23 protein-coding genes and 1 pseudogene are annotated in these 23,158 nt (G+C 43.5%); 14 read left to right on the top strand and 10 right to left on the bottom strand.

Going from position 1 to position 23,158, the window contains the following annotated elements; genetic code table 11:
- The first annotated feature begins 7 nt into the window (after positions 1-7).
- The 6 genes from ABH008_RS11605 to ABH008_RS11580 all read left to right on the top strand — a co-directional run bounded on the left by ABH008_RS11605 (position 8) and on the right by ABH008_RS11580 (position 7,659).
- Entirely contained in the window at positions 8-1,783 is a 1,776-nt protein-coding gene (locus ABH008_RS11605; RefSeq protein ID WP_347985779.1) for an N-6 DNA methylase, read from the top strand.
- Entirely contained in the window at positions 1,783-3,771 is a 1,989-nt protein-coding gene (locus tag ABH008_RS11600) for a restriction endonuclease subunit S (RefSeq protein ID WP_347985778.1), read from the top strand. The genes ABH008_RS11605 and ABH008_RS11600 overlap by 1 nt, the downstream gene beginning before the upstream one ends.
- A gap of 1 nt (position 3,772) precedes the next feature.
- Complete coding sequence (locus ABH008_RS11595) at positions 3,773-5,401, top strand: AAA family ATPase (protein WP_347985777.1); 1,629 nt, start codon at positions 3,773-3,775, stop codon at positions 5,399-5,401.
- A complete protein-coding gene (locus tag ABH008_RS11590) occupies positions 5,398-6,255 on the top strand; it encodes a hypothetical protein (protein WP_347985776.1) in 858 nt (285 codons plus the stop codon). The genes ABH008_RS11595 and ABH008_RS11590 overlap by 4 nt, the downstream gene beginning before the upstream one ends.
- A 68-nt stretch (positions 6,256-6,323) precedes the next feature.
- Positions 6,324-6,596 (top strand): HU family DNA-binding protein, encoded by a 273-nt coding sequence (locus ABH008_RS11585; protein WP_347985775.1) that lies wholly within the window; start codon positions 6,324-6,326, stop codon positions 6,594-6,596.
- A gap of 7 nt (positions 6,597-6,603) precedes the next feature.
- A complete protein-coding gene (locus ABH008_RS11580; protein WP_347985774.1) occupies positions 6,604-7,659 on the top strand; it encodes a PDDEXK nuclease domain-containing protein in 1,056 nt (351 codons plus the stop codon).
- A 758-nt stretch (positions 7,660-8,417) separates the two neighbouring features.
- Here the strand turns inward: ABH008_RS11580 and ABH008_RS11575 are convergent.
- The 5 genes from ABH008_RS11575 to ABH008_RS11555 all read right to left on the bottom strand — a co-directional run bounded on the left by ABH008_RS11575 (position 8,418) and on the right by ABH008_RS11555 (position 10,796).
- On the bottom strand, positions 8,418-8,576 hold the full coding sequence (locus tag ABH008_RS11575) for a hypothetical protein (protein ID WP_347985773.1): 159 nt from the start codon (positions 8,574-8,576) through the stop codon (positions 8,418-8,420).
- 24 nt (positions 8,577-8,600) lie between these two features.
- Positions 8,601-9,026 carry a helix-turn-helix domain-containing protein gene (locus ABH008_RS11570; RefSeq protein WP_347985772.1) on the bottom strand — a complete coding sequence of 142 codons (426 nt, stop codon included), beginning with the start codon at positions 9,024-9,026 and terminating at the stop codon, positions 8,601-8,603.
- A 5-nt stretch (positions 9,027-9,031) separates the two neighbouring features.
- On the bottom strand, positions 9,032-9,301 hold the full coding sequence (locus tag ABH008_RS11565; RefSeq protein ID WP_347985771.1) for a type II toxin-antitoxin system HigB family toxin: 270 nt from the start codon (positions 9,299-9,301) through the stop codon (positions 9,032-9,034).
- A gap of 372 nt (positions 9,302-9,673) precedes the next feature.
- Positions 9,674-10,042: a hypothetical protein gene (locus ABH008_RS11560; RefSeq protein WP_347985770.1), complete on the bottom strand. Its 369-nt coding sequence runs from the start codon at positions 10,040-10,042 to the stop codon at positions 9,674-9,676.
- 139 nt (positions 10,043-10,181) lie between these two features.
- Complete coding sequence (locus ABH008_RS11555; RefSeq protein WP_347985769.1) at positions 10,182-10,796, bottom strand: recombinase family protein; 615 nt, start codon at positions 10,794-10,796, stop codon at positions 10,182-10,184.
- Between the two features lie 209 nt (positions 10,797-11,005).
- Between ABH008_RS11555 and ABH008_RS11550 the strand changes: the two genes are divergently transcribed.
- From ABH008_RS11550 to ABH008_RS11535, 4 genes are all read left to right on the top strand, one after another.
- The gene (locus ABH008_RS11550; protein ID WP_347985768.1) at positions 11,006-11,278 is read left to right on the top strand and encodes a CopG family ribbon-helix-helix protein; all 273 of its coding nucleotides are present in this window, start codon (positions 11,006-11,008) and stop codon (positions 11,276-11,278) included.
- On the top strand, positions 11,266-11,559 hold the full coding sequence (locus ABH008_RS11545; RefSeq protein WP_347985767.1) for a type II toxin-antitoxin system RelE/ParE family toxin: 294 nt from the start codon (positions 11,266-11,268) through the stop codon (positions 11,557-11,559). The genes ABH008_RS11550 and ABH008_RS11545 overlap by 13 nt, the downstream gene beginning before the upstream one ends.
- A 23-nt stretch (positions 11,560-11,582) precedes the next feature.
- On the top strand, positions 11,583-11,777 hold the full coding sequence (locus ABH008_RS11540) for a hypothetical protein (RefSeq protein ID WP_347985766.1): 195 nt from the start codon (positions 11,583-11,585) through the stop codon (positions 11,775-11,777).
- Between the two features lie 1,844 nt (positions 11,778-13,621).
- Positions 13,622-14,011 (top strand): hypothetical protein, encoded by a 390-nt coding sequence (locus ABH008_RS11535; protein ID WP_347985765.1) that lies wholly within the window; start codon positions 13,622-13,624, stop codon positions 14,009-14,011.
- A 652-nt stretch (positions 14,012-14,663) separates the two neighbouring features.
- On the opposite strand, the gene ABH008_RS11530 is transcribed toward ABH008_RS11535, so the two are convergent.
- A complete protein-coding gene (locus ABH008_RS11530; RefSeq protein ID WP_347985764.1) occupies positions 14,664-14,924 on the bottom strand; it encodes a hypothetical protein in 261 nt (86 codons plus the stop codon).
- A gap of 193 nt (positions 14,925-15,117) precedes the next feature.
- Positions 15,118-15,555 carry a hypothetical protein gene (locus tag ABH008_RS11525; RefSeq protein ID WP_347985763.1) on the bottom strand — a complete coding sequence of 146 codons (438 nt, stop codon included), beginning with the start codon at positions 15,553-15,555 and terminating at the stop codon, positions 15,118-15,120.
- Positions 15,556-17,012: 1,457 nt separating this feature from the next.
- Between ABH008_RS11525 and vapB the strand changes: the two genes are divergently transcribed.
- The 4 genes and pseudogenes from vapB to ABH008_RS11505 all read left to right on the top strand — a co-directional run bounded on the left by vapB (position 17,013) and on the right by ABH008_RS11505 (position 19,303).
- Positions 17,013-17,252: a type II toxin-antitoxin system VapB family antitoxin gene (gene vapB, locus ABH008_RS11520; RefSeq protein WP_347985762.1), complete on the top strand. Its 240-nt coding sequence runs from the start codon at positions 17,013-17,015 to the stop codon at positions 17,250-17,252.
- The gene (locus ABH008_RS11515) at positions 17,249-17,551 is read left to right on the top strand and encodes a PIN domain-containing protein (protein ID WP_347985761.1); all 303 of its coding nucleotides are present in this window, start codon (positions 17,249-17,251) and stop codon (positions 17,549-17,551) included. Before vapB ends, ABH008_RS11515 begins: the two co-directional genes overlap by 4 nt.
- A 12-nt stretch (positions 17,552-17,563) precedes the next feature.
- Positions 17,564-18,268, top strand: a pseudogene (locus ABH008_RS11510) (IS5 family transposase); the annotation flags it as partial.
- Between the two features lie 492 nt (positions 18,269-18,760).
- The gene (locus ABH008_RS11505) at positions 18,761-19,303 is read left to right on the top strand and encodes a hypothetical protein (protein ID WP_347985760.1); all 543 of its coding nucleotides are present in this window, start codon (positions 18,761-18,763) and stop codon (positions 19,301-19,303) included.
- A gap of 1,811 nt (positions 19,304-21,114) precedes the next feature.
- Here ABH008_RS11505 and ABH008_RS11500 read toward each other — a convergent pair.
- The 3 genes from ABH008_RS11500 to ABH008_RS11490 form a co-directional block, all read right to left on the bottom strand.
- A complete protein-coding gene (locus tag ABH008_RS11500; RefSeq protein ID WP_347985759.1) occupies positions 21,115-21,654 on the bottom strand; it encodes an RES domain-containing protein in 540 nt (179 codons plus the stop codon).
- The gene (locus ABH008_RS11495; RefSeq protein WP_347985758.1) at positions 21,651-22,016 is read right to left on the bottom strand and encodes an antitoxin Xre/MbcA/ParS toxin-binding domain-containing protein; all 366 of its coding nucleotides are present in this window, start codon (positions 22,014-22,016) and stop codon (positions 21,651-21,653) included. Before ABH008_RS11495 ends, ABH008_RS11500 begins: the two co-directional genes overlap by 4 nt.
- Before the next feature lie 704 nt (positions 22,017-22,720).
- Positions 22,721-23,002, bottom strand: a complete 282-nt coding sequence (locus ABH008_RS11490; RefSeq protein WP_347985757.1) for a hypothetical protein — start codon at positions 23,000-23,002, stop codon at positions 22,721-22,723.
- Positions 23,003-23,158 lie beyond the last annotated feature (156 nt).

Below are 23,158 nucleotides of genomic sequence, written 5' to 3'. Positions count from 1 at the left end.
ATACAAAATGAATCTCAGCGGTACCATTAAATCCATCCAGGACATGATGCGTAAGGACGACGGCGTCGACGGCGATGCCCAACGTTTGGGTCAGCTTACATGGATGCTATTCCTTAAAGTGTTCGACCAACGAGAAGAGGAATGGGAAGACGACAACCCAAAATACCAATCACCACTTCCGCAGGCATTGCGCTGGCGTCATTGGGCGGCTTATATTGCGGGTGCAGACGGCAAAAAAGCCCCGCAAAAATCACCATCCGAGATTATTGGCTTTGTGAATAATGAGCTGTTTCCAGCCCTGAAAGAGCTGGATGCCAACCGCAGCCCACAGCATAAAGTGATACGCAGCGTGTTTGAGGATGCCAATAATTACATGAAATCCGGCACCCAGTTACTGGCGGTGATTGAAAAGCTGGAAGAAGCCATTAACTTCCATGACTTTAAAACCCGCGCCAGCCTGGGCGATGTCTATGAACAAATGCTCAACGACTTGCGAGGCGCCGGCAATGCTGGTGAGTTCTACACCCCGCGCGCCATCACCCAATTTATGGTGGACCGCATCAACCCGCGTTTGGACAGGCGGGAAACAGTGCTGGACCCTGCTTGCGGCACAGGCGGCTTCTTGACAGCCGCCATTGATTATTTCCGTAACCAGCTCGACACTAAATCCAGCCCCGAAGACAAACGCGCCATTGAAGCTCTGATACGCGGCATCGAGAAAAAGCAGCTGCCACACCTTTTATGTACTACCAATATGTTGTTGCACGAAATCGACGTGCCTAGTCAGATTGAGCACCGTAATACATTTGGCATAGGCTGGAACGAATGGAGTGCCAACGACAAGGTCGATTGCCTGATCACCAATCCGCCGTTTGGTGGTTACGAGGATGACACGGTGGGCGGCGACTATCCCGCCGATCTGCGCACCCGTGAAACCGCCGACATGTTTATGGCGCTGATTATAAAAAAACTACTGAAGGAAAATGGTCGTGCTGCCGTGGTACTGCCCGATGGCTTTTTATTTGGCGACGGCATCAAAGGCACATTGAAAAAACTGCTGCTGCGCGACTGCAAACTGCATACTATCATCCGTCTGCCCAAGGGCGTGTTCGCGCCGTACACAACCATCAAAACCAATTTGCTATTCTTCACCAAGGGTAGCGTGATCGATGACGGTAGCGAGCACTTCCACACTGAAACCATCTGGTTTTATGAGCACCCCTATCCGACGGGTTACAAGAGCTACTCAAAAACCAAGCCAATTCGTTTCGAGGAGTTTAAACCTGAGCAGGATTGGTGGGGCGATGATAGCAACGATTTTGCCGACCGCGTTGAAAACGAATTTGCCTGGAAACTGGATTTTAAAACCAAGCGCGAACAGGCCGAAGCTGCCGCCGCCCCACACTGGCAACGCGCCGAGGAATTAAACAACGCCGCCGCCAAGCTGGAAGGCGAAGCCAGTGAGTTGCGCAAAAGCCTGGTAGGGACTAGCGATGCTGCCTATCGGGAAAAGATCGAGACTCAAATTGCCGATCTACGCACCCAGGCCGAACCGCTGCGCCTACAAGCCCGCGACGCGCAGGCCGCTGGCGACCGCATTTACTGGCCGATCTTCAACCTCGACATCAAGAACCCCAACGCGCCGGAAGAAGAAACTCACGACCCCGACCTGCTGCTGGAGAAATACAAAAAGCTGATTGGAGAAATCGAGGAGACTGAAAACCTGCTGAAAAGCGAACTGGCCGCCGCGCTGGCGCATCATTTCATGGCCGAGGTAGCCTGATGGATGCACAGCAGTTTTTGGCAGAATTCGGACATATTGCTAATGCAAAGGGGGGTATCCAGCTACTACGAGAAATGATTTACCAGTTGGCAATTACAGGTGCATTGACCTCTCAACTTGATACCGATGGTGATGCTCGTCAACTACTGGCCAACATCACGTCATTAAGAGATCGGTTAATTCGCGAAAAAGCGTACAAACGTCTGCCAAAGCTAGAGAGCGAAGCGATTGATATTCCCTTATTTATTGAGCTTCCTGCCTCATGGTGCTGGACGCGCCTTCTTGATATTGGCGAAATTAGCCCGAAAAATGATGCTCCAGATGAGGCATCTGCTTCTTTTATCCCGATGAGCGGCTTCTCAGAAATCCACATGGGACAACTGGCACCTGAGGCGACTAAGTGGGGAAAGATAAAGAAGGGGTTCACCCACTTCAGAAACGGGGATGTCGTTGTTGCTAAAATCACTCCATGTTTTGAGAACGGCAAGGCTGCCGTGATTGGAGGTTTGGAGCACAGTATAGGAGCGGGTACGACCGAGCTTCACGTATTCCGGCCGATCCACACAGGCATACTGCCGGAGTACATTTATCTGTTCCTAAGATCGCCATATTTCGCTTCTGAAGGCGAGAAGAACATGACAGGGACTGCAGGCCAGAAACGATTGCCAACAGAATACTTTGCGACCCGGGCCTTACCTCTGCCAACGTCTGCCGAACAATCCCGCATCGTCGCCAAAGTCGATGAACTGATGGCCTTGTGCGACAAACTGGAAACGCAGCAGAAAGACCGCCGCAAGCTGCAAAACAACCTACGCCAGTCCACCCTGCAAGCCGTCGCCACCGCCAGCAGTCCGCACGAATTGCAAATCAGCTGGGCGCGCTTGGCTGACAACTTTGGGCGACTGTTTCATACTCCAGAAGATGTTGCAGATATTCGTCAGCTTGCTATGGACTTGGCGGTACGCGGCCTTTTAACAGAACAATGCGACGAAGACGAAGCAGCATTTCATTTGCTTGCTCGAATTGCACTTGAACATAAAGAAATGGTTTTGAATGGCGAAATGAAGCGGCCAAAGCCACTGTCGGAAATTGATTTAACTGATGCGCCATTTGAGCTGCCACGAGGCTGGGCTTGGGCTCGATTCCCTGAAGTTGGATTGTTTGGACGCGGTAAGTCAAAGCACAGGCCACGTAATGATCCAAAACTGTTTTCTCCCGGTATTTATCCGCTTGTACAAACTGGAGAAGTAGCCCGTGCCAATACCGTAATTAATGAATATCATTCTAAATATAGCGAAATTGGGTTGGCTCAAAGCAAGCTATGGCCTAAGGGGACGCTTTGTATAACGATTGCTGCAAATATTGCCGATGCAGCAATTCTGGGATTTGATGCGTGCTTCCCGGATAGCGTTGTTGGATTTATACCTGCGTCTGAGCTACGCGAAGAAGTTGAATATTTCTTGCTTTTCATGAAGACAGCAAGAGAGCGTTTGCTTGCATTTGCACCGTCAACAGCCCAAAAAAATATCAATCTCGAAATTCTCCAGTCGGTACTGATCCCTGTGCCCCCAAAATGTGAGATTAAACGCATTCTATCCAGAATCAATGAGATTAACGCACTCTGTGATCGTTTGGTCGACATACGTGCAAAGGCACAAGACACTGGCAAATTGCTTGCCGTTGCATCGGTTGCAAGCATAACAGGCATAGCCACCGAACAAAACGAGGAACCAATGAAAGTCCCGCAAACCGAATTAATCGCCCCGCTTCGCTTGGGCAAAGTCCCAGACATCAAAGCCCAATCTCCGCTTGCTACCATCCTTGCCCGTCACAACGGCGAAATGCCGGCCAAGGACTTGTGGCAACGTTTCGGCGGAGATATTGACGCCTTTTACGCACAATTGAAAACCGAAGTCGCTCACGGCTGGATTCTGGAACCGGCAGTAGCGGAAATGCGCGAAAAACACGTTGAGTCGGTGGGTGCCTGAGATGCAGATGCTGCGTTTTCGTTTACCGGCTTTTCGCAATTTACGAGATTTGGACATTGACTTCGCAACGCACTTGCCCCCTGCTGCCGGTGCGCTGGCGGATACGCCGCCGAAATCGATTCGCAGCCATGCCTTGATTGGCCAGAACGGCACTGGCAAATCCAACCTGATTGAGGCGCTGATTACCATCTTCCGTGATCTGGATTTGGATAGACCGCAAGCACCGTTCGATTACGAACTGGAATACAGCATTCGCGGTCACCAGGTACGCATTCAGGCAGATACAACACGGCAGAAGCTGCCCTTTGTCTGGTTAGACGGCAAACAGGAATCGCAAGGCTATTTGGTGAAACACGCCCGTGAGTATTTGCCTTCGCATATTTTTGCCTATTACTCCGGCAAAAACGAGCGCATCGAATCTTTGTTCCGCACCCATCAGGACCGTTACAAACAATTGCTGAGACAAGACAATGACGATTTGGTGCGCCGCCTGTTTTACTGCCGGGGTGGACATAGCCAGTTGGTGTTGCTGGCCTGCCTGCTGTCAGATGATCCGGTATTTAAAAAGCTATTAGACAACCTGAATATCGAATCCATTGAGTCCGCGTTATTCGTGCTGAAAAAGCCCTATGCCGCCCGTGACCTTGACGAGCAAGACATAGAACTCGGCGATCCGCGATTTTGGTACCGGCGCGGCACCGTGGTGACTGGCTTTCTCGAAAAACTGTGGCAGGTTGCCTGGGCGCCAGTACAGGAAACTCGACAAGTTGCTATTGATTTCCGCAGGAGGCCGGAAAAGCAGGAATTGCTATACTTGTTTGTACCAGACCAGCACAAACTGAAAGAGCTGGGTGAACTGGTCGGCACACCGGAGCGCTTCTTCCGCTACGCCGAAGCGGCCTATATCGGCGACCTGTTGGAAGAAGTGCGCATTACCGTGAAAAAGCGCAATGGACACGGCGGCGACGTGGAGTTCAAGCAACTCTCCGAAGGCGAGCTACAAATGCTTACCGTATTGGGCCTGATGCGAATAACCCGTGAAGACCATTGCCTGTTCCTGTTGGATGAGCCGGATACTCACCTGAATCCCATCTGGAAGTTGCGCTACTTCGACGATATCGAAAACGTACTGAGTCCACGCGAAGGAACAACATTGCAAGGCGAATCGCAAATTCTGATCACCACGCACGACCCGATGATGGTGGGCAGTCTAAAACGCGAGCAGGTACATATCCTACGTCGCGATGGCCAGCGCACCATAGTGGATGTACCGGATGAGCATCCGCAAGGCATGGGCGTAACCGGCTTACTGAAGAGTGAGTTGTTTGGCTTGTCATCTACGCTGGACATTGAAACCGAGCGACGATTGTTCCGTCGCAACGAATTATTTGTAAAAGCCCCGCGCACGCCGGAAGAGGATGCCGAGCTCTCAAGGCTTTCCGCCGAGTTGGCCGATCTGGGCTTCTCGACTGCTGATTTTCGTGATCCTGACTATGCACTGTTCGTGCGCAAGATGGCGCAGCATCGGCGCTTCAGAAAACCGGTTTTGACTCCAGAGGAACAAGCCGAGCAAAATGCTATTGCCGACTCCATTATCGATGAAATATTACGGGAAGAGGAAGAACGGTGATTTGGATTGATCTAGCGCATAAATTGCCAACCGACGCCAATATTCCGGGCTGGACGCCTTGGACTCAATCGCAATGGGATGCGTGGCTGGCTAAATCACGTCAATTAGTGGGTGAATTGGCAGCAATGGATGCAGCGGGCAAACGTGATGAACGCAACGCACTGATCGATGCCAACAGTATCCACTGGGGAGCACTAAAGACGTGGCTGCTGGCGTTGTCCGCTGGTAAGTGCTGGTTTTCCGAGGTAAGGGAGCTTTATTCTCACTATGACGTTGAGCATTTTCGACCTAAGAAAGAAGCTAAAGCACTTGATGCCAGCGTTCGAGATGGTTACTGGTGGCTTGCCTTCGATTACATGAATTTCCGCGTTTGCGGGAATGTGGGCAATCGCAAAAAAGGCGGCTGGTTTCCGCTCAAGGATGGGTCTCTTTGCTCAACGCACACGCAGCCATGCGAGGAATCCGAAACACCCTACCTGCTTGACCCAATTGATGATGACGATGTTGCGCTGATTGCTTTCGATGAAGAAGGCAAGGTCATCCCGATGCCTGGTATCTCAGCGTGGGAACAGGAGCGCGTTAATGAAACGGTAAAGCGTCTCAAACTCAACGAACACGTCCCTCTTGCCGAGGCTCGCCGCAAAGTATGGCAGCAAATTGACAAGTTAATCGATGACTTCACTACAGCAAAAGCTCGCTGCGGTACGGGCAATAATCCGGCTGCTAAAGCGAAATTGATCGAAGTGAGAGCACGTGTACGTGAGATGACAAACTCGACCGCCGAATTATCGGCCGTTGCCCGTTGGTGTTTGCTGTTGCGCAATGATCCGCAACTATCAAGATTGGTGGGATGAGAATACAGGTATACCATCAGCTATTTATGTTGGATTGACTATTACTTTATATTTAAGGAACTGAACGTATGAATAAATCTGAACTAATTAATAAGATTGCCGTAAATTCCGGATTAACCAAAGCGGACTCCGGTAAAGCCCTGGATGCCCTAATACAGACCATAGAATCAACCTTAAAATCGGGAGATTCCATTGCATTAGTTGGATTTGGCTCTTTTGAAGTGAAGGAAAGAGCCGAACGTACTGGGCGCAACCCTCAAACCGGTGAGTCCATTACCATTGCAGCTGCAAAAGTTCCTTCGTTTAAAGCTGGCAAAGGTCTTAAAGACGCCGTTCAATAATCTTTCAATGATGCCTGAAGCCACAAATAACCAGTTACTGTCGGATATCCGGCAAGTCATCGAACAAGCCCGTACCCGAGTCCAGTATTCCATCAATACTGAAATGGTGCACGCCTATTGGCATATTGGGCGTTTAATCGTTGAAGATGAGCAGCAAGGACAACAACGTGCGGCTTATGGCAAACAACAATTGCAAAATTTGTCGGGAAATCTTACTCGGGAATTTGGCAAAGGTTTCGATACACGAAACCTTCGCAACATGCGTTCATTTTATTTGACCTATCCAAATTGGAACGCACTGCGTACCGAATTGAGTTGGACGCATTATCGAGTGTTGATTAGACTGGAAAATCCTAAAGCCCGCGAGTGGTACATGCTGGAAGCCATCGAGCAAAACTGGAGTGCACGGGCGATGGAACGGCAAATCAGCGTGCTGTATTACGAACGGCTCCTGGCTAGTCAAAATAGATCTGCAGTTGAACAGGAAGCAGGGTCGCATACATCCATATTATCAAATCGGCCGGAAGATTATCTTCGTGATCCCTATGTCCTGGATTTTCTCAACTTGCCATCGCAAACTTATCTGGAAAGCGAACTGGAACAAGGTTTGATTGATAATTTACAGCAATTTTTGCTGGAACTGGGTAAAGGCTTTGCCTTCGTCTCCCGCCAACAACGTATATCAACCGAAGATCAAGATTTTTACATTGATCTGGTGTTTTATAATTTCAAGCTTAAGTGTTTTCTGTTGCTCGATCTAAAACTTGGAAAGCTGACCCATCAGGACGTTGGGCAGATGGATACCTACGTCAGAATTTATGACCAGAATAAAAAAGGCGAAGACGACAATCCGACCATAGGGTTGATTTTGTGTAGCCAAAAAAGCGAAACGATTGCCAAATACTCGGTACTGGCCGATAACCAGCAATTATTTGCCGCCAAATATCTACCCTATTTACCCACGGAAGAAGAGCTTAGACTGGAACTGGTGCGGGAACGGAAATCCGTGCAATTGCGGCTATTAGAAAGTGACGACAAAGATCCTAAAGGGGGGCATTCATGACTGTTGCCCCCCATAATCTACAATTTCCCCAAAAGATCTTATCGTTGACATTAGACGCTACGAATTCGGCATTGGCGCATTTCTTGAGGGAGATGGCCAAATTGTTGTGGACAACATGATTCGCCGATATCAAAATCTCCTGGCGACCATTGCTGAGGATCTGAACTCCAAGGAATCGCATTTCATTCTGGAGCTTATTCAGAACGCTGACGATAACCATTACAAGGACGGCGTCACGCCCAGTCTATGCTTCACGCTGGACAGTAATCGTCTTATAGTGATTAACAATGAGCTTGGGTTCACTGCCGAGAATGTGAAGGCACTATGCAAGGCCATAAGCCGCAATTATTAAAGCGGTTCCCTCATAGGGCGTCAATAGCGAAGCGTATTGCGCCGGAGGCATGGTAGGCATCTTTTGTTTACGAATACTTTTAGCGCAGGAATCGCTAAAATATCAATTCATGCCAAACTATCGCTATTATAATCTAAGAATGCTGTCAGTCTTAACTCTGGTCTTTTTTGAGCATGACAAATTTTCTGGGGTTTCGGTATACAACCCCTACTGTGTAAACCCAAACTTGTGACGATAAATGTATGCTAATGAATAAAATTAGTTAGCTTTTCTGCTCAGCACTGGGTTGATGGGCGTAACGGCTAATCATCTAGGCATAAGATGATTAAATTCGGGGAGAAATCACTGGCTAATCAGAAAAAGCAGATCTTTGCGCAAAGATGAAATGCAATCATCAATGCTTTTTTCAGGTATCCCATTTCGTTAATTGTTCATCATTTAACAATTCTTCTATACGTTCCTGCGTTACTTCACGGATGGCACGTATTTTTTCATAAGCGCAACGGCGCAACGGGGTAATAAACTTCCTGCAGATGTCCCGTTCACTTAATTGTTTTTTATCCATAATGAGAAGGTTAGTTGATAATGGCTATAGGAATACATCGGCTCGAACGTGAAAGCGAGTAGCTAATTTTTTAGCGATTTCTTTGCTAATGGAACGCTTACCGGTCAGGATGTCGGATATTCGACCTTGGGGGGCGATATCGCCTAAATCGTCTTGTTTAAGGCCGCGCTGTTCCATTAGGAATTTCAAGACTTCATTGGGTTCGGCTTCTGGAATGACGAAGTTTTCATCTTCATAAGATTTGACTTGGTCAGCCAAGTAATCAAGCACGTCAGCCAGCGGGTGGTTTTCATCATCCCCCACTTCATCCAACAAAACGTCAATTGTGGCACAGGCTTGAGCATAGTCTTCTTCACTATGAACGCCGGTCACGCCAACTAATTCTTTGAAAGGTAACCAGGCTTGTAAGATGGCTTTTGGTTCGGGAACGGATTTAGTTGCGTATCTCATCGTTATCACCTCTTTTTCCAGGCATTCGTGTCATACTCTGCATGGGTTAATACCGCACGAATATAGACTTTGTGCCAATTGTAATGAATAGCCGCAATCAAGCGAAACTTGTTGCCGCCAATATCAAACACCGTCAATCCGTCCACATAATCAGCACTCGCAAAAGTCGCTTTAAGATGGTTAAAGTCTCTAAAGACTTCGCTTTCCATCAATCGATACCACGCCTGCAGCAGCTTTTCAGCGGCAGGGTGTTTCGACCAAAATTCGATAAGCATGGGTTTTGCGATAACGTGCATAAAGGTAATAATATACCGTATTGGTATTATTTGCAGATGTTTTTAAAAAGCTATTTTTGCCCAGCGCCTCAAATATGCTGTGTACAGCATATTTGGTATCATTAGTCTGTCCACGTGACTCACAATTGCAATTACTTATAAAGCCTATGAAACTTTAGACCCTTTTGTTGATTAGCACCCATTGTTCTGTAATGCATCTAAAAATCCCATAAGGCATCTCCTTTCGATATGCCATTCAAAAATGGAATGTTATCATTCCATTCGCAAAATCGCTTAAATTCTATTTTTAGCATTTTTCGCATGATGAATGTTTAACTACGCGGCAAAGTAATTATAAGATTCGGAACAATTTTATTGGACCTTTGATGTGGGTTTCGGCAATTTAAATTTAAATGGCTCAATTTTTACATTATTGTTAACTAATCCAGATGCTGCAAATACAAGTCGGTTGAGGGCTTTTGATTGCTCACCTAAAGCTAATTCTAAATCACTCGCTGATTTCTTAACTGCGTCTTGACCGAGAATGCGAACTATCTCTGTAATGTCTGAAAGAGGAATACTTATTTTATAAGTATGTTTTGATTCAGTATTAAAATCTTGTACACTTTGAGCCATGATTTCGATAGATTTATCTATTTCATTCCATGAAATAGTTTTCTGCTTAATTTCAATGCGGGATGTGCCATAGTCTTTAGAAGTTCCATTGCGTGAAATTATCATAATGCCTCCAAAAAATTTAAAATATTGCTTATTATAAAACACCAAAATCACATTAATGGTCTTTTGCCAACGCTCCACATCACATTGTAGCTAGGCTAGGCGATATGGTTCCTAGTGTTTGTGGAAATGCCTTATATTTTTAGCCACTAGATAGTAACTTCATACCATCCTGACGAAGCTCTCCTTTGGGTGAAACATGTCGGTACAAAGTCTGCCGAGTAATCCCCAATTCTTTACAAAGATTACCGACTGTTGTTTCTGGATGCCCCATAGCCGCCATAGCAAGCCTAAGTTTGGCAGCTGTCATCTTAAATGGACGCCCACCTTTTCTACCGCGAGCACGAGCCGATGCCAATCCAGCAACTGTTCGCTCTGAAATAAGTTCACGTTCAAACTCGGAAAGTGCAGCGAATATGCCAAAGACCAATTTACCAGCAGCAGTAGTGGTATCAATAGCAGCACCTTGGCCAGTTAAAACCTTTAAGCCAACACCTCGACCCGTTAGATCATGCACCGTATTAATCAAATGACGTAGATCACGACCCAATCGATCCAGTTTCCACACAAGAAGAGTATCCCCATCACGCAATGCCTTGATGCAAGCCGCTAAGCCAGGACGATCTTCCCGTTTACCAGATGCCTGATCCTCATAAATTTGCATGGGATCAACTCCAGCCGCAACGAGTGCATCGCGCTGTAAATGGCAGACCTGAGAACCATCCGCTTTTGAGATCCGCATGTAGCCAATTAGCATAAAATACCCTTGTCACTTAAACGAACGATTATGTGACAGTTTTTTAGCAATACAACTTAGCCATTAAAACCTGTCACTTAACCCGTAATATATATTATGGCATCCAAAGGTTATAAAATAATGATTAAATGACAAACATTAGTCTTCAATGAAAAGCTAGTTCTGCTATAGTATTCAAAGGTACTACCTTTTAATAAGAGGACTTCGCTATGGCAACATCGATCAAGCTTGATGATGGATTAAAAAATCGAATTCGGAATTTGGCTGACTTGAGAAATCGTTCGCCGCATTGGATCATGCGCGAAGCGATTAATGATTATGTAAGTCGTGAAGAAGCGAGAGAAAACTTCAAGCAGGAAGCTCTGACTTCGTGGAAAACTTATCAGGAAACAGGGCAACACCTAACCGGCCAAGAAGTTCGAGACTGGCTAACTACATGGGGTACTGATCAAGAAAAGGAAATACCTAAGTGCCACGAGTAATTATTACGGCAGGTGCTGCACAGGGATTAGAACGTTGTCGGCAATTTTTGGCTGAAAAAAATCCACAAGCAGCGCGTCGTGCCGGTCAAACAATCGCTCGTACCTTTGAATTTTTGGAGTCAGACCCAGAGCTTGGTCGCCCATTCGACGATATTCCTGAGTTACGCGAACTGGTCATTGAATTCGGTGATGCCGGCTATGTGGCTTTGTATCAATATAATGTAGAAACCAATTCGGTTTACATTCTTGCTTTTCGACACCAAAAAAAAGCGGGTTATTAATTAAGTTAACTTGCTTAGCCAGTATGTTTAAAACAGATATTTTTGCTCAACGCGAGATTAGCTTCATGTACATTAGTACTCAACTCGCTACGTTTCATCTTGAGGAGCTGAAAAACACCAACATGATTTCAGATTATTACGCGGTCGGCAGTCCGGTTTGTTGGGGGATTATTCAAGGTGGGCGTGCATATTTAGTTCAGCGAGGCCTGCTTACATAATACAGAGAGTTTTTAGTTTAGCTGTAACGGCTCGCATTTGAAATCGGTCGGGCTCGCAATCAGCGGTGTTTTGGGCTCGAATTTATTACAAATGAAAATGCATTCCGGCTCACATTATCTGCAAATCTGCTTGCATTTATCCGTGTCAGCTTGCAATTCATTTTCGCGGGCTTACTTTAATTGCAATGAAATCTAGCTCAAGGCAATCCAGCATTCTTCATATTACGGTGATCTGGTCGGCTTCTTACGGCCCAGACTGTGTGAAAACTTAAAATTTAAATGATAAATTTGAATAATTATCCACTTTATATTTATAAGTGATGCTATTTCTATAAAATAATTCCACTTATTGAGTAATAATCGACTACAAACCGGGTTATCTCCCCACCATATTTTTGTAATAAACGTTTTCACACAGTCTGGGCCGTACTTGCACTGTCGGGATTGAAAGTGCAAAATCGACCCATACCAGTCAAACAGATATGTTTTTAAGCTTCCCGATACCGGTCATTCGCAAAGTAAGTAAACGCTGAAAAAATGTATTATAACCGCGCTCCGGTTGAGCACCATGTTAGACGGCGAATGGCCAAACATGGCGTCCTTCATTTGTGTATATTTTCCACCGAACCGGCATAGACCATTGCTTAAACATTTCGGGAACCAGCCCAAATCGATGCTCGAATATTGAAATGGCCTTATGGCGCCTCACCCTCCATAAAAATAGTGGTAAACATTTTTTTCGACTATATGATTCTCTACGTGCAAATCGCATGATCAAAGTGTGTAGCTCTCGCCTTGTAGTTCTTTTCCAATATGCTTCTCTTAGAAGAGGACTTCCTTCCAGTAATTTATATTTAAAACTTTGGTATCTCATAAAGCAGAATTAGCCGCCAATGTAGAACTATCCGAGCGCTGTACGGAAAGCTGAATAAACAAAGCCGTATTATAACCCCGCTCAGGTTGAGTGGTATGTTAGGTATTTTCAACATCAACCGCAACATCAATATAGGGTGTTAATCAACAAAAGGCTCTAAAGTTCCATAGAAATTTGCTGAATACCTTATTCAATAAGACCTTCAGCTTTTTTTAGGCTTCTCAAAAGTAGCCCGTTCTGACCGTGAAATTTTAGGGAATTTAAATTGGGGTTATTGAACCAAAAGAACGGTTTGTCCCACGACACCCCTGGAGCCATTGCTGTTAGCAGCTTATAGCGGAAATATCGATCTTGAATCAGTCTATGAAAATTTTCATAACATATTGAAAATAAACTATTTTTACCTTATACTGAGATTCATGAAACTGGTTTATGCTATTTTATTTATATTTCAATGAGTTATGAATAGCGACTAGGCTTCGCAACCTTTTTAAAAATTTCTGTAAGCTCATTTTAAGGTATTTTCCCAATTATTATGCTATTTACCGTAAAATAACAGGCAATACTAATAGAACGCATGAATGTTGTGATACGACAAATGTTATTAAAATACAATAAGTTACTAGTAACACCGTGGACGACATTAAAATCAATATTTCGGCTGCAAGCCGCGAGTACCGTGGGTTTCAAGATGTGCCTGGAACAAACCGTTCTTTTGGTTCAATAACCCCATCTACCGAGAATTAAAAGCTATACCCACGCCAAAACCGGCGAACGGGTAGAACGCAAACCCCACATCCATATCGTCATCCCTAAATACAACCTGCTATCAGGCGAAAGCCTTAATCCGTTCGGCCTGGTCGAACGGCAGGTCAAATACCTGGAAGCCATCCAGGAAACCCTCAACAACCGCTACGGCCTAGCCAGCCCCAAGGACAACCGCCGGGCTTTATTCACCGACGACTCGGAAATGCTCAGCCGCTATAAGGGCGACACCTTCAAAGGCGGCAACAAGGCCTTTAAAAGCGTCCTGCTGACCGAGCTACTGGAACGGCAGATAACCAACTACGACGACTTTAAAAAACTGTTGGCCGAACAGGGCGAAGTCAAAATCCGGAACGCAGGAAAAGACAACGAATACCTCTGGGTAAAACCCCACGCCGGCGGAGACGGCAAAGGTATCAATCTGCGTGACGCCGCCTTCAGCCGCGATTTTATCGAACTGCCGCCGCTGCAAAAAATACAGCAATTAACGACTGACTCCCGCTATGAAACCACCGCCCCGCCCAGGGAAAACCCAACACCCTACGACCAGGCTTTACAAGAATGGCACGAGCAACGGGCCAAGGAAATCAAATAGGGGTTATTGAACCAAAAGAACGGTTTGTCCCACGACACCCCTGGAGCCATTGCTGTTAGCAGCTTATAGCGGAAATATCGATCTTGAATCAGTCTATGAAAATTTTCATAACATATTGAAAATAAACTATTTTTACCTTATACTGAGATTCATGAAACTGGTTTATGCTATTTTATTTATATTTCAATGAGTTATGAATAGCGACTAGGCTTCGCAACCTTTTTAAAAATTTCTGTAAGCTCATTTTAAGGTATTTTCCCAATTATTATGCTATTTACCGTAAAATAACAGGCAATACTAATAGAACGCATGAATGTTGTGATACGACAAATGTTATTAAAATACAATAAGTTACTAGTAACACCGTGGACGACATTAAAATCAATATTTCGGCTGCAAGCCGCGAGTACCGTGGGTTTCAAGATGTGCCTGGAACAAACCGTTCTTTTGGTTCAATAACCCCATCTTGGTTAAACTTAACCTAAAGCATCCCAAACGCAGTCTATCATAAATAGAAAACAAGCCTATTGAGAGTGATTTTAGGTATTTTGTGGTTTAGCAATGCAACATTGGTTAAAACATGAAAAAGTCTTAAGTTATTGATTAATAATTAAAATATTGAAATATGGCACTTTTGGCAGCTATGTGGTAACTATCCCCAGTATGTGGTATTAGCGGTGCTGCCATCGTTGTCTTTAAAGATCACCAACGATCCGGTGGTACAAATATCACCACTTAAAATAGATTGAAGCAATCTGTCCTGTTCGGAAGAACCTGCCAGATTAATGCTGACCGCAGCCGTGGGTACGGTGACTGTAACCCCAGTCGTTGCCGTAGCAGCTTGTAGGTTTTGATAAAAAACGTCAACTATAAGCACAGTGGCAATAGCTGCTGATAACACTTTTACTTTCATAGGAGTTCCTTAAATTATCTAAATATGAGTTTCTAGTTTCATTTCCCTGCTTAAAACCATGTCAGCCTGATCGGCAACTTATCAATCAAATTGGCCTTTGATTCACCAACCTATTTGTTTCGATGCTGGATTTCATCATTTAACAGACGTACCACCATATTATTTAATGGTGGTACGTTTCCCATTGTTTTTATTACTTAATGTAAAAATAAAGTTGACCAGTACACCCATACCCAGAAGAAACTACAATTACATATTCTCCACTAAGAGCAAGAGGCTCAGCTTTTTCTAACTCATGAAACCCTTTAGGTACATATCCATATTCAAGCTTATTAAGTGGAACTTCATCTTTCTCAGCCGAAAGGGACCACATTGTCCTATGCTTACCGTAATTGATCTTATCAACCGAAACTCTACCTATTAAAACGGAATCATCACTTTTTTCACAACGACCAGTTTCTTGATCAATATTAAACACTGGCAAAACATTACTACTAAGTACTGGCACTGCTTCAGTGTTATTAATAGAAACTTTTAAATGTCCAGGAATGCATCCAGTCAATAAAACAATAACTGCTAAAATAATAATAAATAAAGTAAACCTTATAAATAAAGACTTTAACAAGCGCATATATTAATATCCGAGCCTCGTTCAATCATTAATTTTTCCATGCACTTATTCATAGACCATATTAAAAATATGCAAAAATTATTATAGTTTTCTATAAACACTTTGCATTTATAGTGGTACACCCCTTATTTTTTAGGACGCTGAATTTCATCTTTTAACAGACGTACCACCATGTTTTTTATTTAGTGGTACGTCCCCTATTCTCCCAAGATATTTAATTGCCACCTAAAAGGTGTTGTTCAGTTCTTCGATGTTATAGCTCTTGATGAATGTATTCTCTGATCATCGTCTCATCCGTACTAACCCTCTAAACAAAGTAACCGTGCTCCCAAAAGTGTTGCCCTAAAAATTACATTTTCTCTTGATAAGTTAGCACCAAATAGGTTGTATTCTTACTTTTTTAAAGACATTAAAAAATCATTATCTATGACAAACTTTAAAATAAAAAAAAGTGACCATAAAATCAATATTAAAATAAATCTTCTTACTACCAATTTTGCATTTTCTTTATGTGGTGAATCTAAATATTCTGAAAACAAAATAAATTGAGGGAAATATGAAAATATCCCATTAATCTTAACTTGCCTTTCATGCTCACTATTAGGTAAATTGAACAAAAACTGAGCCAATGAAATAATAAATAGAGCAGTATAAACAAGGCAATAAATAAGCAAAACTAAAAAAGTTATTACTAGAATAATATTTAGTATCATTTGCATGAGATTATTTTCTATAAACACTTTGCAGTTGATTAGTATTTGACATATTCGGATAAAGGACAAAGCCTCCATCAGCTTCGCTATTTGTAGCAGCAGCATCGACACTATTCGATCCGGCGGCACTAGAGGATCCATTAGTTGTCCCAGAAAACCAACCATTCGTTACATTGTCTATTAGGGGGACCGTAAGGATTGCACCGTAAATGGGTAATAGTAAACAAAATCAGGTGATTTAGGATTATTTGACGTAAAAATCACTATATTTTGCCAATAATTGGCTTTAGCATACCAAATCTTTCGCTTAAATAACTTATAAAATTCACAAAACGATGTCAAATATGGAAGAATACCCCATCTAGAAGCTATATACGCATGAGAATAGCCGCTATTGCCCATTTACGGTGCAATCCTTACGGTCATCCTATCTTACATAAACTGGCGTAAGATGCGGATTTTTTTTGACAGGGAAATCAGTCCAGCCAAACCCTCGTTTTTTTGAACCAGCATGACGAACCTATAGACTTTCAGAAATTAGGTTTCAAATCTAGCCTGTTAAAAAAACATTTAAAATTAGCCGTATGAACTTGAAAAAATATTTAAAACGGTACTGATGGAAAGTGGCTTAGATCAGAACTAACACTTTTGGGGGTTACCCTTATCGAACCAAACAGATAAATATCATTGATATATACCAACCCGTTATATACTCTTGATATCTATTTAATGATAGGGGTTAGTATGCATACGACTGCGAAGTTATTTATCACAGGCCGGAAAGCACTACGGCTTCCGAAAGAATTCCGTTTTCCAGGGGCGGAAGTATTTATTCGTCGTGATCCCATGACTGGCGAAGTTATACTGTCGCCCAAACTGGCATCCTGGGCGGAATTTTTCGAGCTTGCCGACCGCACAAAGATTCCGGCTGATTTCATGGCAGATCGCGAAGACCTGCCGAACCAAGAAAGGGATTTGTTTTGATACGTTATATGCTGGATACAAATATGGCCAGTTATATTATCAAAAGCCATCCCCCGGAGATTCGTAACCGGCTGGAGTCGCTACCGATGGACGGTATTACCATATCCGCAGTCACACAAGGCGAACTTTTATATGGCTTAGCCCGCAAGGGGCATCCGGCCACCCTTGCAAAACTTATCCGTGAATTTCTTTTTCGTGTTGAGACATTGCCCTGGGACGATCAAGTTTCCACCGTTTATGGCGATTTACGTGCTTCTTGCATGTCGGTTGGCATCACTCGACATGATGATCGCCGCTAGCCGTTACGCCAAGCGGAAGGCTTTATGATATCTCTGGCTCGTGTGCTGAAAGCGAACATCACCATTCCAGATTTCAGTAGCATTTCCAAACGTAGCGTGGCTTTGCCTCGGCATGCCTTAACCAAAGCGTTGGAACCTGGTAGTTTCGTCATTGTTGATTCTACAGGGCTCAAGATCTATGGTAAAGACGAATGGCATCAAGAAAAACACGATGTACCGGCCCGGCGCACTTGGCGTAAACCGCATCTGGCTATTGATGAAAACCATCAAGTACTGGCCTGTGAACTCACTACGCCAGAAGTGGGCGACACCTCGGCGGTTCCCGATCTTTTAGATCAAATTGACAGCACTTTCGACACGTTCATGGGCGTTGGTGCCTACGATGGCGAACCCATATCGCGAGCTGTTTTAGACAAACAACCCGCAGCAAAAGTGGTCGTTCCACCGCACAAAACGGCTGTTTGTTCACTCGCAAGCAACACACAGCGCGACCAGCACATTCATGATATTGAACAGCTCGGCCGTATTGCCTGGCAGAAGAAAATCGAGTATGGTTTACGCAGTCATGTTGAATTAGCCATGCAACGCTACAAGCGGATTTTTGGCAATACGATGAAAGCGCGTCAACTGCCGCAACAAAAAGCGGAGGCTTGGGCAAGTGCCGTTGCGCTCAATCGGATGACCTGCTTAGGCATGCCTGTGTCTGTTAAAATTTGAATTAGGGCCGCCGACGGTCAAACTCGCCTAATTTCTGATTTATTCAACAAAGCCGAGTTAACTCCTCTTTTAAATTGAATGGCAATAATCGTCTATTTGCATAGGATGTATATATTAATCCTATTAAAAACTATAAATTTGAATCTTATAATTTCTTGGAAATTTAGCAATGCCAACAAATAATGCTTTAGAACAAATTCGTAAACGCCGCAAAGCATATTGGCTTTGGGTTCCATTTGGTGCTATGGCAGGTTTATCGCTAATTATGTTATATAAATTTACTATCGGAGTGCCCCCTAAATGGTTTTTTAACACGCTTAACTTTCTTTGGGTTGTCATTGATTTTGTACTTCTGTTGAGATTAACTGCGGTACGTTGTCCAAGTTGCGGGAAGCCGGCTCTTCGAGCAAGCCTTTTATTTACATCCCTCGACAAATTGCGTTGTTATCATTGCGATTATAAACTTAGTAATTAGGTCGAAGTATATAAGTAATGAATACAATGCGTAATTACTTTTTGTTTATTTTAATAATAATGGCGATTTTTCAATTGAAAGTCGCTAGTGCTGACAATTCACTAATAATGAGAGCAGATGAATTTATTAGCTTGTTAAAAAATCATAATTACAAAGAAGGAGCTCAGTTTTTTCACTATCCTGAAAACTACAATGCAACTAAACTTGTGGCTGATCAAACAGCAATTTCAACCAAACTAGGTTTGCTTTTTGAAAAGATAGGTGAAATTGAGACGATCAATCAATCACCGTTTCCCGCTGAAAATTATATCGCGATTGGCTTAGGTGGTGGAGATGTACCTTATTGGTCTTCACATCCAGAATTGAATCAAAATATACAGGCTGTCTATCGTGTAAAAACCAAGCACATTAGTGATGCTCTAATTGTTATTTATTTTGTTCAGATTAAAGATAATTGGGAAATTCGCAGCTTTCATTTTGAAATACCAACTTTACGACCTGATGCAATGAAACTGGCAGAGGAATTAACAAAACTTCTTTATACGAATTATCCTAAATAAGGGCCTAATGACTGACATTTCACCAGTTTAATATATTGCAAGATCAGAGTGTTGGCGCTAATTGAAAATTGACCACCCGGGGGTGCGGACAATAACTTGGACTACTTGGAGGTAGTTCATGTACACATACGAAGACCGCATTCTAGCAGTCAAGCTTTATATCAAGCTCGGGAAACGCACTGGTCCGACCATCGCTGCGCTGCCAGTTTTCAATATGACTAATCCACTTACTGGGTAAACTCATTGCTTAATCTCCTTAGAAAAACACTAAGGATGATATTTTTGACTCTATTTAGCTAGATGGGACGGCTGGACGGATACTAATCTTTGACCTGCTCTATCAGCATTGCTCCGACACCTGAAGAGCGAAACGTAGGAATAACATAAAACTCTTGAATTACACCTATCTTTCCGCCAGCATAGAGAGCGTAAGTTTCTGTGATTGTCGAAACAGCAATGGGGCTATTATCTGTCAAGCCAATAATAGCAGCGTAGTGTCCTGCCGATAGTAATTTTTCACACCTCTAAACAGTACTTCCCAAATCAATATCGAAATGTTGTGCATTTATGTTTTTTAACTGCGCGGGGCTGTTTGCTACAAGCGAGTAGTACGGAAAGATTTTAAGTGCGAAAAAGAGGGGCTAAAATCGAGATTGCTGACTAGGCTGGTGAACCCAAACAGCAGAGTGGATAGGATGAATTCACCAGACATAAAGCCAAAAATGCCGAATGTAAAACAAAGTCCTGTTACGATATCTCTATAAAAATTTTTCGAATTGTGCATATTGCCCCCTAAAGGACTTTGCTACCAGTAATCAATAGATTCCGGCCGCATAAATAATCTGAAAAAAATCCATTCGTATACTCGGCAATCCACCTTGATGACCAAGTGAATAATGTACAGAACTACTCATAAAAAAGTTGTAATAAAATCTGTAAAACAGATAAAGGGAATATAAAAATAGGCATAAATGCAATGCTGCAAGGGGTTGAATCAAGTTAGAGCAGCCAGTCACCTAAATTAGCTTTTGCTTATGTGTCGTCAAATTGTAGCTTCGCTCCAAATGGGCAGAATAACGTTTCTGACGACAACTGGGCATAGCGATTAACCTTCCACTAAACAATTTCATTAACCAGAGATTAGTCGAAAGTTTCTGGACTAAGATGATCTTCGGGCAGCTCGCCGATAAATCCGCTCTGTTCCGCTTTAATCAAGGCCATAAGCCTCAATTATCAAATAGGTTGCCTCAAAGGGCGTCAATAGCGAAGCGTATTGCGTATATGGACTCCACTGTTTTGCAAGCAATTTATTTTCGATGGCGAATAAGCGCAACGGGGTCAGTTCTCTATGGAAACCAGGTTGACAGCAGTGGCAGTGCCAATGCCAGTTTTAGATATGCGGGTATGTTTTACCTGCCCAATCCGGGCGGTACAACCGCATTGCCTCATAGTAAAAGGTAACCCAAAGGTTAGATACAATGCCTGTAGGCCTTTCCGTGCTTATAGAGGGGAAGTCCATACCATTGCCGGATGCATGGTAGGCGTCTTTTGTTTAGGAATACTTTTAGCGCATGAATCGCTAAAATATCAATTCATGCCAGACTATCGCTACTATAATCACGGAATATATAAAAATTTTTCATAATCTTGATCATGCAAAGTCTAGATGTTAGCGCAATGTTCAAATGTCCTGTTTTAGCAATTTAGAAATGTCCAATTTGATGTAACTTAACAACTGGTTAATTTACCCACAATTCGTTGACACTGACTTTGAAATGTAAAATCACCTTAAGAGCAAAAAGCACTTAGTGCTATTCACCAAGCCAAGATCCCCTTGTTTTTGGAAGCCTACCGAAATCATCGATAATCCGAACAGTATTGGATTCGGCTTCTGTCCATTTCCACAACACAAGGTTCTGATTATTGGCCGTGCAGCCCGGTGCAAAACTGCGAACTAAAATTCCAGCAATGCCAAGATGCAGCAATCTGTCGACCAATAGCCAAGTGGAAGGTTCTTGGTTTTGAGTGGCCATGTATTCCCAAGGACAGCCCAAATCCAGAGCTGAACAGCCCAGGCTTTTTAACACGTCCCCATCATTGAGATCGACAATATCTTTACAAATAGCCTCATAAGCCACTAAGGTCATGGGTTGAGGTTTGAATGAAAAGCCTTGCTGAGCTTCCATCCATGCGGTAGTCGGATCAATCGCCGTATATAGCGCAGCACAACCCGGCCGATTAAACCGCCCGCCATATTTTTTGGCACCATTCCCTGACAACGCATCGTAAGCCCACATAGGATGATGCGCCCGATAAACAATTCCGGCAAACCCTCGCCTGGGTGTCTTCAAGCGTAGCCTCCATCAGCAATTCGAGCAAGATACGCTTTGACCGCTTCAGCACGGCCTTCCTTTACCAAATCCTCGGCGGTTTTATCGCCAAATGAGGGCAATGGTTGGGAACGAAACCAGGCAAAAGCACGCCCTACCCCACCCGACCATTCCGACACGCGATTGATGATTTCCACCGTATCTCTTAATCGTGCTTGTGTGGTTCTGCTTTTGCACCGGTCTTTCTTAGAGACAGAGTCACGGGACAACCCAGTGACATCAGCAAGATCATTTTGGGTAATATGCAATATCTTGGCTAAAACATTAGCTGTAACAAAACCTTCGTCAGTAATCACTTGATGTAAAAAACCGGTATCAGTCATAATGGCCTCCATACTTGCCCATTGATACGGTCAAATTATAGGGCAATTTAATGGACTGTGCTTAATTTTCAGTTTTTAATTACTGGATTCTAAGCTCAATCCCGAATGACACTGACTAAGCGAAACACGGGGTCAGTTTAAACATCACATCTTAAAATATCCGGCATTGCCTAGCCACAGCATGATGAGCTTAGAATTCATAAGAACAATTAGGTAGTCGTTAACTTGGATATGAAGTCCGGTCCTGCTGACGTTCTGTTTCCGACAGTGCCAGGTATTCATCGCAAGGCCATAAGCCTCAATTATCAAAGCAGTTGCCTCATAGGGCGTCAATAGCGAAGCGTATTGCGCCGGATGCATGGTAGGCAACTTTTGTTTACGAATACTTTTAGCGCATGAATCGCTAAAATATCAATTCATGCCAAACTATCGCTATTATAATCTAAGAATGCTGTCAGTCTTAACTCTGGTCTTTTTTGAGCATGACAAATTTTCTGGGGTTTCGGTATACAAGCCTTACTGTGTATACCCAAAACTTGTGACGATAAATGTATGCTAATGAATAAAATTAGTTAGCTTTTCTGCTCAGCACTGGGTTGATGGGCGTAACGGCTAATCATCTAGGCATAAGATGATTAAATTCGGGGAGAAATCACTGGCTAATCAGAAAAAGCGGATCTTTGCGCAAAGATGAAATGCAATCATCAATGCTTTTTTAAGGTATCCCATTTCGTTAATTGTTCATCATTTAACAATTCTTCTATACGTTCCTGCGTTTCTTCACGGATGGCACGTATTTTTTCATGTTTTTCATTATAAATTTCTGCCAATTTTGCTTTTTGCTCTGCACTCAATTGTAATTCGTTACTCAGACGTTCAAATTTTGGAGTTGTTAGAGTTTCATCCACCGATTCAGCATAAGCGCCGCCACACAGCAGCGTTATACTAATAAAACTGATACCTATCATTGCATGGCGTATTAACATAGTTATGGTTTTACTTTTTGTTGCAAGTTATACAAGATTATTAATCACTTAAGCTTATTATAAGGGTTTTGCGGCTACCCGTTATTAAGCCTGTCACAATGAATAATATACCCTTTGGATAGCTGTGTATTTGCTCACTATACGTTCATTTAAGCC

Origin of the sequence: Methylomonas sp. AM2-LC (assembly GCF_039904985.1) — a bacterium.
Lineage (GTDB): Bacteria > Pseudomonadota > Gammaproteobacteria > Methylococcales > Methylomonadaceae > Methylomonas.
This window is presented reverse-complemented; position numbering and strand designations above follow the sequence as displayed.